This window comes from Parasphingomonas zepuensis (genome assembly GCF_036663735.1).
In the GTDB taxonomy this organism is placed as follows: domain Bacteria; phylum Pseudomonadota; class Alphaproteobacteria; order Sphingomonadales; family Sphingomonadaceae; genus Sphingomonas.
Genome location: NZ_JAXOJO010000009.1, coordinates 96,758 through 111,433, shown reverse-complemented (window position 1 = coordinate 111,433; position 14,676 = coordinate 96,758). Strand labels below are relative to the sequence as shown.

Below are 14,676 nucleotides of genomic sequence, written 5' to 3'. Positions count from 1 at the left end.
CAGCACGACCCTCGAAAGCTCTCCATCCGCGCCAAAATCAAACGCGCAGGGTGGAGCGACGACTACCTCTCAACACTCATCGCCCAAATGCGATAGCCCTGCCCTGAAGGGGAGGGGTTGGGGGTGGGGGAGTTCAGAACGCGACCTCACTGTTTGGGCGAGCCGGAAGGCCCCACCCCAACCCCTCCCCTGAAGGGGAGGGGCTTTATTTTCAAACCATCGTTTCGGGGCGCACCAGGCGATCGAAGGTCGCTGCGTCGACCAGCCCCAGGTCCAGGCCCGCTTCCTTCAGCGTCAGCCCCTCGGCATGGGCGTGCTTCGCGATCTTCGCGGCGTTGTCGTAGCCGATCTCCGGCGCCAGCGCCGTCACCAGCATCAGCGAGCGATCGACCAGCTCGGCGATGCGCCCGCGATTCGGCTCCAGCCCGTCTACGCAACGCTCGGCGAATCCCTCCATGCCGACGCTCAGCAAGTCGATCGAGCGCAGCAGGTTTGCCCCGAGCAGCGGCTTGAACACGTTGAGTTCGAGATGCCCCTGCAGCCCGCCGATGGTGATCGCGGCATTGTTGCCCATCACCTGAGCGGCCACCATCGTCAGCATCTCGCACTGAGTCGGGTTGACCTTGCCGGGCATGATCGAGCTTCCCGGCTCGTTCGCCGGCAGATCGAGCTCGCCGATGCCGGAGCGCGGGCCCGATCCGAGCAGGCGGATATCGTTGGCGATCTTGGTCAGCGCCACCGCCAGGGTGCTGAGCGTGCCGGACAGGTGCACGATCGGATCGTTCGACGCGAGCGCCTCGAACTTGTTCTCCGCGGTGAAGAAGGGAAGCCCCGTCAGCTCCGACAGCTGCGCCGCGATCGCCTCGCCGAAATCCTTCGGTGCGTTCAGCCCGGTGCCGACCGCGGTGCCGCCCTGGGCGAGCTGGCACATGCCGTGCACCACCCCGGGCGTGATGCGCGCGCGGCAGCGGTAGAGCTGGTTGGCATAGCCGCCGAATTCCTGGCCAAGCGTGACCGGCGTCGCGTCCTGCAGATGAGTCCGCCCGATCTTGACGATGTCGGTCCAGGCATTCGCCTTCGCCTCAAGCGCATCGTGCAGCCGGTCGAGCGCCGGGAACAGCCGCGCGGTCGCCGCCATCGCTGCGGCGATGTGCAGCGCGGTGGGGAAGCTGTCGTTGGACGACTGGCTCATATTGACGTGATCGTTCGGGTGCACCGGCGTCTTGCCGCCGCGCGTGCCCGTCAGCACCTCATTGGCGCGGCCGGCGATCACTTCGTTGACGTTCATGTTGGTCTGGGTGCCCGACCCGGTCTGCCAGATGACCAAAGGAAACTGGTCGTCGAGCTTGCCCGACGCGACCTCCGCGGCCGCCGCTTCGATCGCGTCCGCGATCGTTGCGTCCAGCCCGTGCGCGCGGTTCACCCGCGCCGCCGCCTGCTTCACCAGCGCGAGCGCGTGGACGATGCCGATCGGCATGCGCTCGCTCGCGCCGAACGGGAAATTCTCGATCGAGCGCTGGGTCTGCGCGCCCCAATAGGCGTCGGTCGGGACGTCGATGGCGCCGATCGAATCGGTTTCGGTGCGGGTTTGAATCATTTCCACCTTCCGTCATCGGCATTCCCTCTCCCCCTGTGGGAGAGGGAGGGAGGAGCGAAGCGACGGAAGGGTGAGGGGGAGTGAGGTTCGGAACCACAATGAGTGTCCCCCTCACCCTTCCCAAGCTTCGCTTGGGCCCCTTCCCTCTCCCACAAGGGGAGAGGGAGAAAAGGCTACTTCTTCCGCTTGAAATCCACCGAGACGACGTTCGATCCGTCTTCGACCGGCGTGACGGTCGGGCCGTCATTCTCCGCTTCGTCATGCGGATCGGGGCCTTCCGGGCCTTCCTGCGCCTGGAAGCGCAGCTCGAAATTCACGGACGGATCGTGGAAACCCGTCACTGCCGCATAGGGAATCACCAGCTTGGAAGGCACCTGGTTGAAGCTCAGCCCGATCGAGAAGCCCGTATCGTCGACCAGCAGATCCCAATAGCGGTTCTGCATGACGATCGTCATCTCGTCGGGAAACCGCTCGATCAGCCGCTGCGGGATGTCCACGCCGGCCGCCTGGGTCTTGAAGGTGATGTAGAAATGATGGTCCCCGGGCAGCCCGCCATTTTCGGCGACCGATCCCAACACGCGGCCCACTACGGCGCGCAGCGCCTCCTGGACGATTTCGTCATAGGGAATCAGGCTATCGGGCAGACCATCGCTCATGCGCCTTGGGTAGCGGCCTTTGATCCCCGGTCAAGATTGCCTGTACAAGTTTAAGGCTGCTTTAAGGTTCGCAAGATTGCATGATGGGTAACGCGCGCTATGGGAGTGCGCATGCGCACCGCCACCATCTCGCGCTCCACCAAGGAGACGTCGATCGACGTGACCGTCAACCTTGACGGCACCGGCAACTACACGATCGAGACCGGCATCGGCTTTTTCGATCATATGCTCGAGCAGCTTTCACGCCATTCGCTGATCGATCTGCAGGTGAAGGCGGTCGGCGATCTGCATATCGATCAGCATCATACGGTCGAGGATGTCGGCATCGCGATCGGCGAGGCGGTGGCACAGGCGCTGGCCGACAAGAAGGGCATCCGCCGCTATGGCGATGCGCTGTCGCCGATGGACGAGACGCTGACGCGCGTCGCGCTCGACATCTCGGGCCGGCCTTATCTCGTGTGGAAATGCGACTTCTCGCAGAAGCGCCTCGGCGAGATGGATACCGAGATGTTCGAGCACTGGTTCCACAGCTTTGCCGGCAGCGCGGGCCTGACTCTCCATGTCGAGACGCTGTACGGCAAGAACAACCACCACATCATCGAAAGCGCGTTCAAGGGCCTGGCCCGCGCGCTGCGCACCGCGGTCGAGATCGATCCGCGCAAGGCCGATGCGATTCCCTCGACCAAGGGGACGCTCGGGGGGATCGCCGGTGGCTGAGCGGCTTGCGCTGATCGATTACGGCGCGGGCAATCTCCATTCGGTCGCAAATGCCCTGAAGGCGGCCGGCGCCGGCACTGTCGAGATCACCAGCGCGGCCGACGCAGTCGCCGGCGCCGATCGCATCGTGCTGCCGGGCGTGGGCGCGTTCGGGGCCTGCGCCTCGGCGCTGCGCGCGGTGCCCGGCATGGTCGAGGCATTGGAGCAGCGCGTGCGGCGGGGTGGCGTGCCGTTCCTCGGCGTGTGCGTCGGCATGCAGCTGATGGCCGATGCCGGCGAGGAAGCGGGCACGCATGCCGGGCTCGGCTGGGTGCGCGGTACCGTTCGCCTCATCACGCCGGCCGATCCGGCCGCCAAGGTGCCGCATATGGGCTGGAATGACGTCATGCCGTCCGTCGCGCATCCGCTGATCGCGCCGGGCGAAGCCTATTTCCTGCACAGCTATGCGTTCGACGGCGAGGACGTGATCGCCACGACCGACCATGCCGGCCCGGTGACCGCGGCGATCGGCCGCGACAACATGCTCGGCGTGCAATTCCATCCCGAGAAGAGCCAGCGTTACGGCCTGGACCTGCTCGCCCGTTTCCTGGAGTGGCGGCCATGAGCCTCATCGTCTTCCCTGCGATCGACCTCAAGGGCGGCCAGGTCGTCCGTCTGGCCGAGGGCGATATGGACCGCGCGACCGTCTATGGCGACGATCCCGCCGCCCAGGCGATGCTGTTCGCCGAGCAAGGCGCGGAATATCTCCATGTCGTCGATCTCGACGGCGCCTTTGCCGGCGCCTCGGTCAATGGCGACGCGGTCAGGTCGATCGTGGAGCGCTTCCCCGGCCATGTGCAGCTGGGCGGCGGCATCCGCGACCGCGCGGCGATCGAGCGCTGGTTCGATCTCGGCGTGTCGCGCGTGGTGATCGGCACCGCCGCGCTGGAGAATCCGGAACTGGTACGCGAAGCGGCACGCGATTTCCCCGGTGGCATCGTGGTTGCGGTCGATGCGAAGGACGGCATGGTCGCAACGCGCGGCTGGGCCGATGTCTCGACCGTCGAAGTGATCGACCTCGCCCGGCGGTTCGAGGATGCGGGCGTGGCCGCCCTGCTGTTCACTGATGTCGGCCGCGACGGGATGCTCAAGGGCTGCAATGTCGAGGCGACCGTCGACCTTGCCCGTGCAGTGCGCATTCCGGTGATCGCTTCGGGCGGGGTGAAAGGCATTGCCGAGATCCATGTGCTCGCGCTGCATGCGGTGGACGGGATCGAAGGCGTGATCACCGGGCGGGCGCTGTATGACGGCCGGCTCGATCTGGCCGCGGCGCTGAGCGTGGCGGCGGCGGCGTGAGATGACCGTCCGCGCGCGCGTCATCCCCTGCCTCGACGTGGCCAATGGCCGCGTCGTGAAAGGCGTGAACTTCGTCGACTTGCGCGATGCCGGCGATCCGGTCGAACAGGCCCGCGCCTATGACGCGGCCGGGGCCGACGAATTGTGTTTCCTCGACATCACCGCCAGCCACGAAGCGCGCGGCACGATCCTCGATGTCGTGCGCCGCACCGCGGAAGTCTGCTTCATGCCGCTGACCGTTGGCGGCGGCGTGCGGACGGCCGAGGATGCGCGCGCGCTGCTGCTCGCTGGCGCCGACAAGGTCGCGGTCAATTCGGCCGCCGTGTCGCGGCCCGAAGTCGTCTCCGACATTGCCGATCGTTTCGGCAGCCAGTGCTGCGTCGCCTCGATCGACGCGCGGCGCGTCGAGGGCGGCTGGGAAGTCTTCACCCATGGCGGCCGGCGCGCGACCGGGATCGACGCGGTCGAGCATGCGCTGAAGCTGGTCGCGCTCGGCGCGGGCGAGCTGCTCGTCACCTCGATGGACCGCGACGGCACGCGCGACGGCTATGATCTCGCGCTGATCCGCACCATCGCCGATCAGGTCGCGGTGCCCGTGGTCGCCTCGGGCGGCGTCGGCGGGTTGCAGGATCTGGTCGCGGGCGTGCTCGAAGGCCATGCCAGCGCCGTGCTCGCTGCTTCGATCTTCCATTTCGGCGAGGCCAGCATTGCTGACGCGCACGCTGCGCTGGCGGCGGCCGGCGTGCCGGTGCGGACCCCGCTTACCGCCTGAGCCCGCAACAGGATTGACCTTCGCGCCCGTCCGGGGCAGCCCGCGCGCATGGCCGATGATTTCCTCGACACGCTCGAAACCGTGATCCGCGCCCGCAAGGGCGGCGATCCCGACACCTCCTATGTCGCGAAGCTCTTCACCCGCGGCCGCGCCAAGATCGCGCAGAAACTTGGCGAGGAAGCGACTGAAACGGTAATCGCCGCGATCCAGGACGACCGCGCCGAGATCACCAGCGAGGCAGCCGACCTGATCTTCCACCTGCTCGTCCTGCTCACCGATGCCGATATCCCGCTCGACGATGTCCGCGCCGAACTGCGCCGGCGCGAAGGCGTGTCGGGGATCGACGAGAAGGCCAGCCGTACCGCCTGACTTCGGAGGGAATTTATGCCGATCGACGCCACCCAGCCCTATGACGACCAGAACATCTTCGCGAAGATCCTGCGCGGCGAGATCCCGTCGAAGCGCGTCTATGAGGATGATGTCGCCATCGCCTTCCACGACATAAACCCGCAGGCGCCGACGCATATCCTAGTCATCCCGCGCGGCGCCTATGTCTCGTGGGACGATTTCAGCGCAAAGGCATCCGATGCCGAGATCGCCGGCTTCGTCCGCGCGGTCGGCACCGTTGCGCGCGAGGCCGGAGGGGTCGCGCCGGGATACCGGCTGCTCGCCAATACCGGCCAGCATTCCGGCCAGGAGGTCCCGCACCTCCATGTGCATGTTTTCGCAGGCGCTCCGCTCGGGCCGATGCTGGCGCGATAAAGCATCGCTGGAGCGCCGTGTCACCGGTGCTTTAGGGATTGCACCCCTTTGATTTCAGGCTAGGCTCGCGCCATCGAAAAATCGGCGGCGCCCGAGCGCTGCCACTGGCGAAATCCGGCGGCGCGGGGCGCCGCTTCAGGGGGATCCCTTCTTCATGATATTCGGACGCATCAAGTCGCTCGACGCCATCCTGGCGACAGCCGAGAAAAAGTCGCTCACGCGATCGCTCGGCGCCTTCCAATTGACCATGCTCGGCATCGGCGCCGTCATCGGCACCGGCATTTTCGTGCTGACCGCCGAAGCCGCGCAAAAAGCCGGCCCGGGCATGATGGCCGCCTTCATCATCGCCGGTTTCGTCTGTGCCGTCGCTGCGCTCTGTTATGCCGAGATGGCGGCGATGGTGCCGGTGTCGGGCTCTGCTTACACCTACAGCTATGCCGTGATGGGCGAATTGATCGCCTGGATGGTCGGCTGGGCGCTGATCCTCGAATATGCGGTCGCCGCCGGCGCGGTCTCGGTCGGCTGGTCCGGCTATGTCGTCGGCCTGATCGAACATGCGTTCGGCATCGACATCCCCAACATGCTGGTGCGCGGCCCCTATGATGGCGGCCTGGTCAACCTGCCGGCGATGCTCATCGCGCTGCTCGTCACCTGGCTGCTGGTGATCGGGACCAAGGAAAGCGCGATGGTCAACGCCGTGCTGGTCGCGATCAAGGTGGCGGCGCTGACGCTGTTCATCATCCTCGCCGTGCCCGTCATCAACATGGAGCAGTTCACGCCTTTCGCGCCGCTCGGCTTCGCCGGCATCTCCGCCGCCGCCGCCTCGATCTTCTTCGCCTATGTCGGCTTCGACGCGGTCTCTACCGCGGCCGAGGAAACCAAGAACCCGCAGCGCAACATGCCGATCGGCCTGATCGGCTCGCTCGGCATCTGCACGATCTTCTACCTGCTCGTCGCCGCCGGCGTGATCGGCAGCGTCGGTGCCCAGCCGGTCTCCGGCCCGACCGGTCAGCCGCTGTCGCCCGGCAGCGCAGAACTCGCCAGCCAGTGCGCGGCGATCAAGGACGCCGCCGTCGTCTGCTCGAAGGAAGCGCTGGCCTGGACGATGCGCGAAATCGGCTGGCCCCAGATCGGCAATCTGATCGGTCTTGCCGCCGGCCTTGCTTTGCCGTCCGTCATCCTGATGATGATGTTCGGCCAGACCCGCATCTTCTTCGTGATGAGCCGTGACGGCCTGCTGCCCGCCGTCTTCTCGAAGATCCACCCGCGTTTCCACACGCCGCATGTCATCACCATCCTGACCGGCATCTTCGTGGCGCTGTTCGCTGCCTTCTTCCCGGTCGGCATCCTCGCGGACATCTCCAACTCGGGCACGCTGTTCGCCTTTGCCGCCGTATCGATCGCGGTGATGGTGCTCCGTCGGACCGATCCGACCCGCCGCCGCCCGTTCCGCACCCCGGCGATCATGCTCACCGCACCGATCGCTATCCTGGGCTGCATCTATCTGTTCTTCAGCCTGGGCATGTCGACCAAGCTGATGTTCGTTGGATGGGCAGCGATCGGGCTCGTGGTGTATTTCTCCTACAGCTATCGCCGCAGCCATGTCGGCCGCGGTGTCGTCGATGTCCCGGAAAGCGACGCCGACGTGCCGCCCCAGCCGGTGCCCCCGTTCCCGGGCGCGCCAACTCCCGGCGGCAAACAGGCCTGATCCGGGGAAACGGACAAAGAAAAAGGGGGCCGCGACATCCGTCGCGGCCCCCTTTCTTATGGGCTCGGGTGCGGCGGGCCGCTCAGCCCAGCTTTTCCGCCACCAGGGCCTTCATGTCGCACATCGGGCGTGCGCCATAATGCGAGATGATCTCCGCTGCGCAGATCGCGCCGAGCCGGAGCGACTCCTCCAGGCTCCGGCCCTGCGCCTGACCCGACAGGAAGCCGGCCGCGAACAGATCGCCCGCGCCCGTCGTATCGACTACCTTCTCGATCGGCTCGGCCTTGCAGGAGGCCCGCTCGCCGCCCGACACCGCGATCGCGCCGCGTTCACTGCGCGTCACCACCAGCAGCGGCACCTGCGCCGCCGCGGCCGCAACCGCTGCCTCGAAATCCTCGACTTCCATCAGCGAGAGGATTTCGTTCTCGTTGGCGAACAGGATGTCGATCAGCCCCTTCTCCATCAGGTCGAGGAAGTCGGCGCGGTGGCGGGAGATGCAGAACACGTCGCTCAGCGTGAAGGCGACCTTGCGCCCTGCCTTGCGCGCGACTTCGATCGCGGCGCGCATCGCCTGGCGGGGTTCCTCGGGATCCCACAGATAGCCCTCGAGATACAGGATCGCCCCACTCGCGATCAGATCATGGTCGAGCGCCGATGCCGGCAGATATTGCGACGCGCCGAGGAAGGTGTTCATCGTGCGCTGGCCGTCGGGCGTGACGAAGATCAGGCAGCGCGCCGTGGTCGGCTCGCCGCTGCGTGCCGCCGTGGTGAAGGCGACGCCGGAGGCACGGATATCATGCGCGAACACTTCGCCCAGCTGATCGTCGGCAACCTGGCCGATAAAGCCGCTCCGGCCGCCCAAAGCCGCGATCGCCGCGACGGTGTTGGCCGCGGACCCGCCGCTCGCCTCGATCCCCGGGCCCATCTTGGCATAGAGCGTATCGGCATCCTCGGGCGAGAACATCAGCTGCATCGAGCCCTTGGTCATGCCCTGCTCGGTGATGAACGCGTCTTCGGCCTGGGAAAGCACGTCGACAATCGCATTGCCGATCGCGACGACGTCATAAGCTGGGCTGGTCAAGTTGGTCTCCTCGCTGAAATATGAAATGGCCGTAAAGGCGGCCGCGAAGGAGCGCAACCGTCTGGACTTGAGGGCCCGCGCCACTACACCGGCCCCATGTTCCGCGCCTTCTTCCTGTCGGTCCGCCAGCTTGGCGACCCGAAGATCGTCCTGGTCTTCCTGAAATCGCTTGCGGTGACTTTGGTCCTGCTCGCCCTGTTCGGCGCCGGACTGTGGTACGGCGCGCAACGCCTGGTCCTGTGGCTGGGCGCCGGCACGGCAACGGGCGGTGCGATCGGTGTCGTGACCATGCTGCTCTGGCTCGGTGCGGCGCTGCTGCTGTTCCGCGTCATCGCCGTCGCGGTGGTCGGCCTGTTCGCCGACGATGTCGTGGCGGCAGTCGAAGCGCGGCACTATCCCGAGGCGCTGGCTGAGGCCCGCGACGTGCCGTTCGGCCGCTCGCTCGCAATGGGGCTCGGCTCGATCGGCCGGCTGGTGCTAATCAACCTCGCGGTATCGCCGCTCTATCTGCTGCTGCTGATCACCGGAGTGGGTACGGCGGTGCTGTTCTTCATCGTCAATGGCTGGCTGCTCGGCCAGGATCTGGGCGAGATGGTCGCCGCGCGCCATATCCCGCGGGACGGGATGAAGAGCTGGCGCGGATCGACCAGCCCGCAGCGCTTCGCGCTCGGGCTCGTCGGCACCGGACTGTTCCTGGTGCCGATCCTCAATCTGGTCGCTCCCGTGCTCGGCGCGGCGATGGCGACGCATCTGTTCCATGGGAGACGCCGCGCATGAAGAAACTGCTGATCGCGATCGTACCGGCGCTGGCGCTGGCAGGCTGCGGTGGCACCATCGTGCCGCCGCCCGTCCGCGCAGCGCCGGTGCCGATCCCCGGCGGCGCGGCGGGGCTCGATCGGGTGCTCGGCCAGACCGGCAGCACCTTGATCCGCCTGTTCGGCCAGCCCGCCGCCGATATCCGCGAAGGCACCGCGCGCAAGCTGCAATTCGGCAACGCGATCTGCGTGCTCGATGCCTATCTCTATCCCAAGGGCCGCAGCGAGCCCGTCGTCACCTATGTCGACGCCCGGCAAACCAATGGCAGCCCGATCGACCGGGCCAGCTGCGTCGGCGCGCTGAGCCTGGGCCGGCCCGGCGCCCGCTAGGCGGGAGGAAGATTCCACTCCGCCCTGACGGTCTCGTCTATCTCGCCCGGCAACCGCGCGGTGCGTTCGGCGACTGCCCGCCCGGCGTCGAGCCGCCCCAGCGCCCAGACCGCCGCGCCGCGCACCACCGGCGATTCATCGGCGAGCAGGGCCGCGACCGGCCCGACCAAAGCCGCCGCGTCGCTGTTCCCCGCGGCGATCAGGCAGTTGCGCACCATCCGGTCCCGCCCGATCCGCTTGATCGGCGATCCGGCGAACACCTCGCGAAAACCGGCATCGTCCAGCGCGAGCAGGTCCGCCAGCGCAGGCGCCGCCAGTTCGGCGCGCGGCGCGAAAGCGCGGTTCGCGCTCGCCGCCGCCGCGAACTTGTTCCATGGGCACACCGCCAGGCAATCGTCGCAGCCATAGATGCGGTTGCCGATCGGCCCGCGGAATTCATGCGGGATCGGCCCGGCATGCTCGATCGTCAGATAGGAGATGCAGCGCCGCGCATCGAGCCGGTACGGCGCCGGGAATGCGTCGGTCGGGCATGCCGTCTGACAGGCATCGCACGAACCGCAGCTGGTGCGTCCGGGCGCGTCGGGCACCAGATCGAGCGTCGTGTAGATCGCCCCCAGGAACAGCCAGCTGCCATGCTCCCGGCTGACCAGATTGGTATGCTTGCCCTGCCATCCCAGCCCCGCGGCCTCGGCCAGCGGCTTTTCCATCACTGGCGCGGTATCCACGAACACCTTGACGTCGGCGTCGCGCGTCTCGGCGATCAGCCACCGCGCCAGCGCTTTCAGCGCCCGTTTGACGACATCGTGATAATCGCCCCCCTGGGCATAGACCGAGATCCGGCCGACTTCCCCTTCGCCGGCCAGCGCAAGCGGATCGGCGGCGGGCGCGTAGCTCATGCCGAGCGCGATCACGCTGCGCACCTCGGGCCACAAGGCGGCCGGGCTCTCGCGGTGATGCGCGCGCGCCTCCATCCAGATCATGTCGCCGTGCAGGCCCTCGCTCAGCCATTGCCGCAGCCGCTCGGCCGTGCGCGGCGCGGCGTCGGCGCGCGCCACTCCACACGCGGCGAAGCCGAGCTCAACCGCCTTCGCGCTCAGTCGCGCCGTCAATGACTTGTCTTCAGCCATCGTCGCCCGCTACCACGGCGCGGGTGAAAAGTGAGCTATTCCCGTTCGTGATCCTGTCGAAACCCGTTAACGAACCGCTGCTATGTGCCGCGCCAACCCCATGTGGCGCGATCGGAAGGTAGAATTTGGCAACGCACGATCTGGCGATCAGCGCCACCGGACTGATCAAGAAATTCGGCGGCCGCCGCGTCGTGGACGGCATGGACATCGCGGTGCCCGCGGGCATGATCTACGGCGTGCTCGGCCCCAATGGCGCGGGCAAGACGACCACGCTGCGCATGCTGCTCGGCATCATCGAGCCCGATGGCGGCAGCCGCACCCTGCTCGGCCATGATCGGCCGCGCGAGGTCAGCGACCGGGTCGGTTATCTGCCGGAGGAACGCGGACTCTATCCCGCGATGCGCGCCAAGGATGCGATCGCCTTCATGGGCGCGCTGCGCGGCCTCGATCTCAAGACCGGCCGCAGGCGCGCCGTCGCGCTGATGGAAAGCGCCGGCCTCGGCCATGCCGTGGACAGCAAGATCCGCAAGCTCTCCAAGGGCATGGCGCAGCTCGTCCAGCTGCTCGGCTCGGTCGTGCACGAACCCGACCTGCTCGTGCTCGACGAGCCCTTTTCCGGCCTCGATCCGGTCAACCAGGAACGGCTCGAGGCGCTGATCGTCGCGCAGCGCGATCGCGGCGCGACGATCCTCTTCTCCACTCATGTCATGGCTCATGCCGAACGGCTGTGCGACCGGCTGGCGATCATCGCCGGCGGCAAGCGCCGCTTCGAAGGCACCGTGGCGGACGCGCGCGGCACCTTGCCGATGCGCGCCCATTATGTGCCACACCATGACGGCCCGGGTATCGCCGCGCTGCTGCCGCCGGATGCCGAACGCGACGCCGATGGCTGGCGCTTCATCGTGCCCGCCAATGGCGCGGAGGATGTGCTCAAGCGGCTGATCGAGGCCGGCTTCGGCATTTCCGGCCTGTCGATGGAACGGCCCGGTCTGCACGACGCGTTCGTGCGGATCGTCGGACCGGACGCGCTGAAGGACCAACCCGGCGTCGCGGAGGTGGAGGCATGAGCACGCCCGCAACCGCGCCGGCCACCAGCAATCTGCGCCGCCTGATCCGCCAGACGCTGACGATCGCGCGGCGCGATTTCGTCGCCACCGTCTTCACACCGATGTTCCTGCTGTTCCTGTTCACCCCGGTGCTAATGCTGTCCTTCGGGCTGATCGGCGGCGTCGGGGCGTCCTCGATCACGCATGGTTCGGCCGAAAAGGCCAGTATCGTCGCGATCGTCGCGCCCGCGCAACAGGAAGCGATGCGCGCGGCCGACGCCAGGCTTCGCCAGCTCTATGCGCCGTCCGATCGCCCGCCGGCGCTCATGATGAAGCTGCCGGGCGACAACCCCGCCGGCCAGGCGCATATCGCGTTCAGCGATCAGGGCAGCGATGCCTCGGCGGCGCTCTATGGCGATCTGACGCACCCCACCATCCTCTATGGCGGCGCCGGCCGCGGCGATGCCGCCTATCTCGCCCAGCTCGCCGAGGAAACGCTGCGACTCGAAAGCAGCGGAATCGCCCCGCTCAGCAAGGCGACGCTCACCTCGATCGCGCGCGCCCAGCCGACTCAGACCGGACAGAAAAGATCGGCCTTCTTCGCCGTGTTCGGCATCTTCTTTCTGACCTTGTTCCTCGCCGGACAGGCCGTCGGCACCATGGCGGAGGAGCGCAGCAACAAGGTGGTCGAGATTCTCGCCGCCGCGGTGCCGCTCGAAGCGGTCTTCCTTGGCAAACTGATCGGCATGTTCGGCTCGGCGCTGCTGTTCATCGCCTTCTGGGGCACGTTGGTCAGCCAGATCGACGTGCTGATGCCCAATGCGATCGGCGCCGCGCTGGGCGAGATCGGCCCGGCGACTGGCCTGCCGGTCTTCGCCATGCTGTTCGTCGCCTATTTCACCATGTCCTACATGCTGCTCGGCGCGGTGTTCATGGGCGTCGGCGCTCAGGCGAGCAGCCCGCGCGAGCTGCAATTGCTGTCGCTGCCGATCACGATCCTCCAGATGGTCATCTTCGGCGTCTCGATCCGGGGCGTATCCCGTCCCGACAGCTGGCTGGCCCGTTTCGCGGAGATTTTCCCGTTCAGCTCGCCTTACGCGATGGCCGGGCGCGCGGCGAATTCGCCCGAGATCTGGCCGCATGTCGTGGCGCTCGGCTGGCAGCTGCTGTGGGTCGCGATCGTCATCGCGCTGGGCGCCCGCGCCTTCCGCCGCGGCGTGCTGCAATCGGGCAGCGGGAAGATCAACTGGAAGGGGCTGATCGGGCGCTGACCGGCGCGACTATCGGCACCCGGTCTTTCGAAACCAACATCCCGCCGATCCCGTTGCAAAACGCTATTGACATTAATGTCAGTTATCGCTCTCTTCAGGCAAAAGGAGAGCGGACGATGGCGACACAAGCAATGGACTCGGCTGAGCCCCAGGCAGCCCATGCAGCGGACCCGTTCGATATGAGCCGGCCGGAGCTGTACCGCGACGATGTGTGGCAGGCCCCGTTCCGCCAGCTGCGCGCCGAATCGCCGGTCCATTATGTCGAACGGTCCGGCTTCGGCCCCTATTGGTCGGTCTCGTCCTACAAGCCGATCGTCGAGGTCGAGTCCCTGCCGGATCTCTATTCGTCGCAGGCCGGCGGCATAACGCTGGCCGATTTCATCGAAAACTCCACCAGCGACGTGCGCATGCCGATGTTCATCGCGATGGACCGGCCCAAGCATACCGGCCAGCGCCGCACCGTCGCCCCCGCCTTCACCCCGAGCGAGATGGTGCGCCTCTCCGACAATATCCGCATGCGCACCGCCGAAGTGCTGGACGGGCTGGAGTGGAACAAGGAATTCGACTGGGTCGATACCGTCTCGATCGAGCTGACCACGCAGATGCTCGCCATCCTGTTCGATTTCCCGTGGGAGGATCGCCGCAAGCTGACCTTCTGGTCCGACTGGGCCGGCGATATCGAGCTGGTGAAGACCGAGGAGCTGCGCCTCGAACGGCTCAAGCACATGTATGAATGCGGCGGCTATTTCCAGAATCTGTGGAACCAGAAGCTCGGCAAGCCGCCCACGCCCGATCTCATCTCGATGATGATGCATTCGGACGCCATGGCCGAGATGGACCAGATGGAGTTCCTCGGGAACCTGATCCTGCTGATCGTCGGCGGCAACGATACCACGCGCAACTCGATGAGCGCCGCCGCCTATGGCCTCGATCTCTTCCCCGATCAGCGCGCGAAGCTGGAGGGCGATCCGTCGCTGATCCAGAACAGCGTGCAGGAGATCATCCGCTGGCAGACCCCGCTCGCGCATATGCGCCGCACCGCGACTCAGGATTCAGAGCTGGAGGGCCAGCAGATCCGGGCCGGCGACAAACTCGCGCTCTGGTATCTCTCGGCCAATCGCGACGAGAGCGTGTTCGAGGATGCCGACAAGATCATCGTCGATCGCCCCAATGCGCGGCGCCACCTCGCCTTCGGCCACGGCATCCACCGCTGCGTCGGCGCCCGCCTGGCGGAATTGCAGATCGCGACCCTGCTCGAGGAAATGGCCAAACGACGCATGCGGGTGAACGTGGTCGGCCAGCCGGAACGCGTCGCCGCCTGCTTCGTCCACGGCTATCGCAAGCTGCCGGTGGAGATCAGCAAATACTGATCCGCGAGCTCCCTCTCCTAGCAGGAAAGGATATTCGCGCGACGATCGCCCCGCGCATCTCGCAGGCGTTTGCAGGCGTACCTATATCC

Annotated in this window: 16 protein-coding genes; 12 read left to right on the top strand and 4 right to left on the bottom strand. The window is 66.7% G+C overall.

The window, feature by feature from the left end; translation table 11 throughout:
- Positions 1-211: 211 nt before the first annotated feature.
- Together fumC and U1769_RS24040 are read right to left on the bottom strand one after the other, a co-directional pair.
- Positions 212-1,597 (bottom strand): class II fumarate hydratase, encoded by a 1,386-nt coding sequence (fumC, locus tag U1769_RS24045; RefSeq protein ID WP_332720691.1) that lies wholly within the window; start codon positions 1,595-1,597, stop codon positions 212-214.
- A 173-nt stretch (positions 1,598-1,770) separates the two neighbouring features.
- Complete coding sequence (locus U1769_RS24040; protein ID WP_299905918.1) at positions 1,771-2,253, bottom strand: SspB family protein; 483 nt, start codon at positions 2,251-2,253, stop codon at positions 1,771-1,773.
- Positions 2,254-2,364: 111 nt separating this feature from the next.
- Here U1769_RS24040 and hisB point away from each other — a divergent pair, with 111 nt between their 5' ends.
- The 7 genes from hisB (at position 2,365) to U1769_RS24005 (ending at position 7,547) form a co-directional block, all read left to right on the top strand.
- The gene (gene hisB / locus U1769_RS24035) at positions 2,365-2,970 is read left to right on the top strand and encodes an imidazoleglycerol-phosphate dehydratase HisB (RefSeq protein WP_332720690.1); all 606 of its coding nucleotides are present in this window, start codon (positions 2,365-2,367) and stop codon (positions 2,968-2,970) included.
- On the top strand, positions 2,963-3,574 hold the full coding sequence (gene hisH / locus U1769_RS24030) for an imidazole glycerol phosphate synthase subunit HisH (RefSeq protein WP_332720689.1): 612 nt from the start codon (positions 2,963-2,965) through the stop codon (positions 3,572-3,574). Before hisB ends, hisH begins: the two co-directional genes overlap by 8 nt.
- Complete coding sequence (gene hisA, locus U1769_RS24025) at positions 3,571-4,305, top strand: 1-(5-phosphoribosyl)-5-[(5-phosphoribosylamino)methylideneamino]imidazole-4-carboxamide isomerase (protein ID WP_332720688.1); 735 nt, start codon at positions 3,571-3,573, stop codon at positions 4,303-4,305. The genes hisH and hisA overlap by 4 nt, the downstream gene beginning before the upstream one ends.
- 1 nt (position 4,306) lies before the next feature.
- The gene (gene hisF / locus U1769_RS24020) at positions 4,307-5,077 is read left to right on the top strand and encodes an imidazole glycerol phosphate synthase subunit HisF (protein WP_332720687.1); all 771 of its coding nucleotides are present in this window, start codon (positions 4,307-4,309) and stop codon (positions 5,075-5,077) included.
- Between the two features lie 48 nt (positions 5,078-5,125).
- Positions 5,126-5,446: a phosphoribosyl-ATP diphosphatase gene (locus tag U1769_RS24015; RefSeq protein WP_332720686.1), complete on the top strand. Its 321-nt coding sequence runs from the start codon at positions 5,126-5,128 to the stop codon at positions 5,444-5,446.
- A 15-nt stretch (positions 5,447-5,461) separates the two neighbouring features.
- Positions 5,462-5,839, top strand: coding sequence for a histidine triad nucleotide-binding protein (locus U1769_RS24010; protein WP_332720685.1), 378 nt, complete (start codon positions 5,462-5,464; stop codon positions 5,837-5,839).
- 154 nt (positions 5,840-5,993) lie between these two features.
- On the top strand, positions 5,994-7,547 hold the full coding sequence (locus U1769_RS24005; RefSeq protein ID WP_332720684.1) for an amino acid permease: 1,554 nt from the start codon (positions 5,994-5,996) through the stop codon (positions 7,545-7,547).
- A gap of 82 nt (positions 7,548-7,629) precedes the next feature.
- Here the strand turns inward: U1769_RS24005 and U1769_RS24000 are convergent, their stop codons facing one another.
- Positions 7,630-8,628, bottom strand: coding sequence for an adenosine kinase (locus tag U1769_RS24000; RefSeq protein WP_332720683.1), 999 nt, complete (start codon positions 8,626-8,628; stop codon positions 7,630-7,632).
- A 96-nt stretch (positions 8,629-8,724) separates the two neighbouring features.
- Here U1769_RS24000 and U1769_RS23995 point away from each other — a divergent pair, with 96 nt between their 5' ends.
- Together U1769_RS23995 and U1769_RS23990 are read left to right on the top strand one after the other, a co-directional pair.
- Positions 8,725-9,405, top strand: coding sequence for an EI24 domain-containing protein (locus U1769_RS23995; RefSeq protein WP_332720682.1), 681 nt, complete (start codon positions 8,725-8,727; stop codon positions 9,403-9,405).
- Entirely contained in the window at positions 9,402-9,773 is a 372-nt protein-coding gene (locus tag U1769_RS23990) for a hypothetical protein (protein ID WP_332720681.1), read from the top strand. Before U1769_RS23995 ends, U1769_RS23990 begins: the two co-directional genes overlap by 4 nt.
- Here the strand turns inward: U1769_RS23990 and queG are convergent.
- A complete protein-coding gene (gene queG, locus U1769_RS23985; RefSeq protein WP_332720680.1) occupies positions 9,770-10,900 on the bottom strand; it encodes a tRNA epoxyqueuosine(34) reductase QueG in 1,131 nt (376 codons plus the stop codon). The genes U1769_RS23990 and queG overlap by 4 nt on opposite strands.
- Before the next feature lie 125 nt (positions 10,901-11,025).
- On the opposite strand from queG, the gene U1769_RS23980 reads away from it, so the two are divergent.
- The 3 genes from U1769_RS23980 to U1769_RS23970 all read left to right on the top strand — a co-directional run bounded on the left by U1769_RS23980 (position 11,026) and on the right by U1769_RS23970 (position 14,587).
- On the top strand, positions 11,026-11,967 hold the full coding sequence (locus U1769_RS23980) for an ABC transporter ATP-binding protein (protein WP_332720679.1): 942 nt from the start codon (positions 11,026-11,028) through the stop codon (positions 11,965-11,967).
- Positions 11,964-13,217 (top strand): ABC transporter permease, encoded by a 1,254-nt coding sequence (locus U1769_RS23975; protein WP_332720678.1) that lies wholly within the window; start codon positions 11,964-11,966, stop codon positions 13,215-13,217. Before U1769_RS23980 ends, U1769_RS23975 begins: the two co-directional genes overlap by 4 nt.
- Before the next feature lie 116 nt (positions 13,218-13,333).
- Positions 13,334-14,587 (top strand): cytochrome P450, encoded by a 1,254-nt coding sequence (locus tag U1769_RS23970; RefSeq protein ID WP_332720677.1) that lies wholly within the window; start codon positions 13,334-13,336, stop codon positions 14,585-14,587.
- Positions 14,588-14,676: the final 89 nt, after the last annotated feature.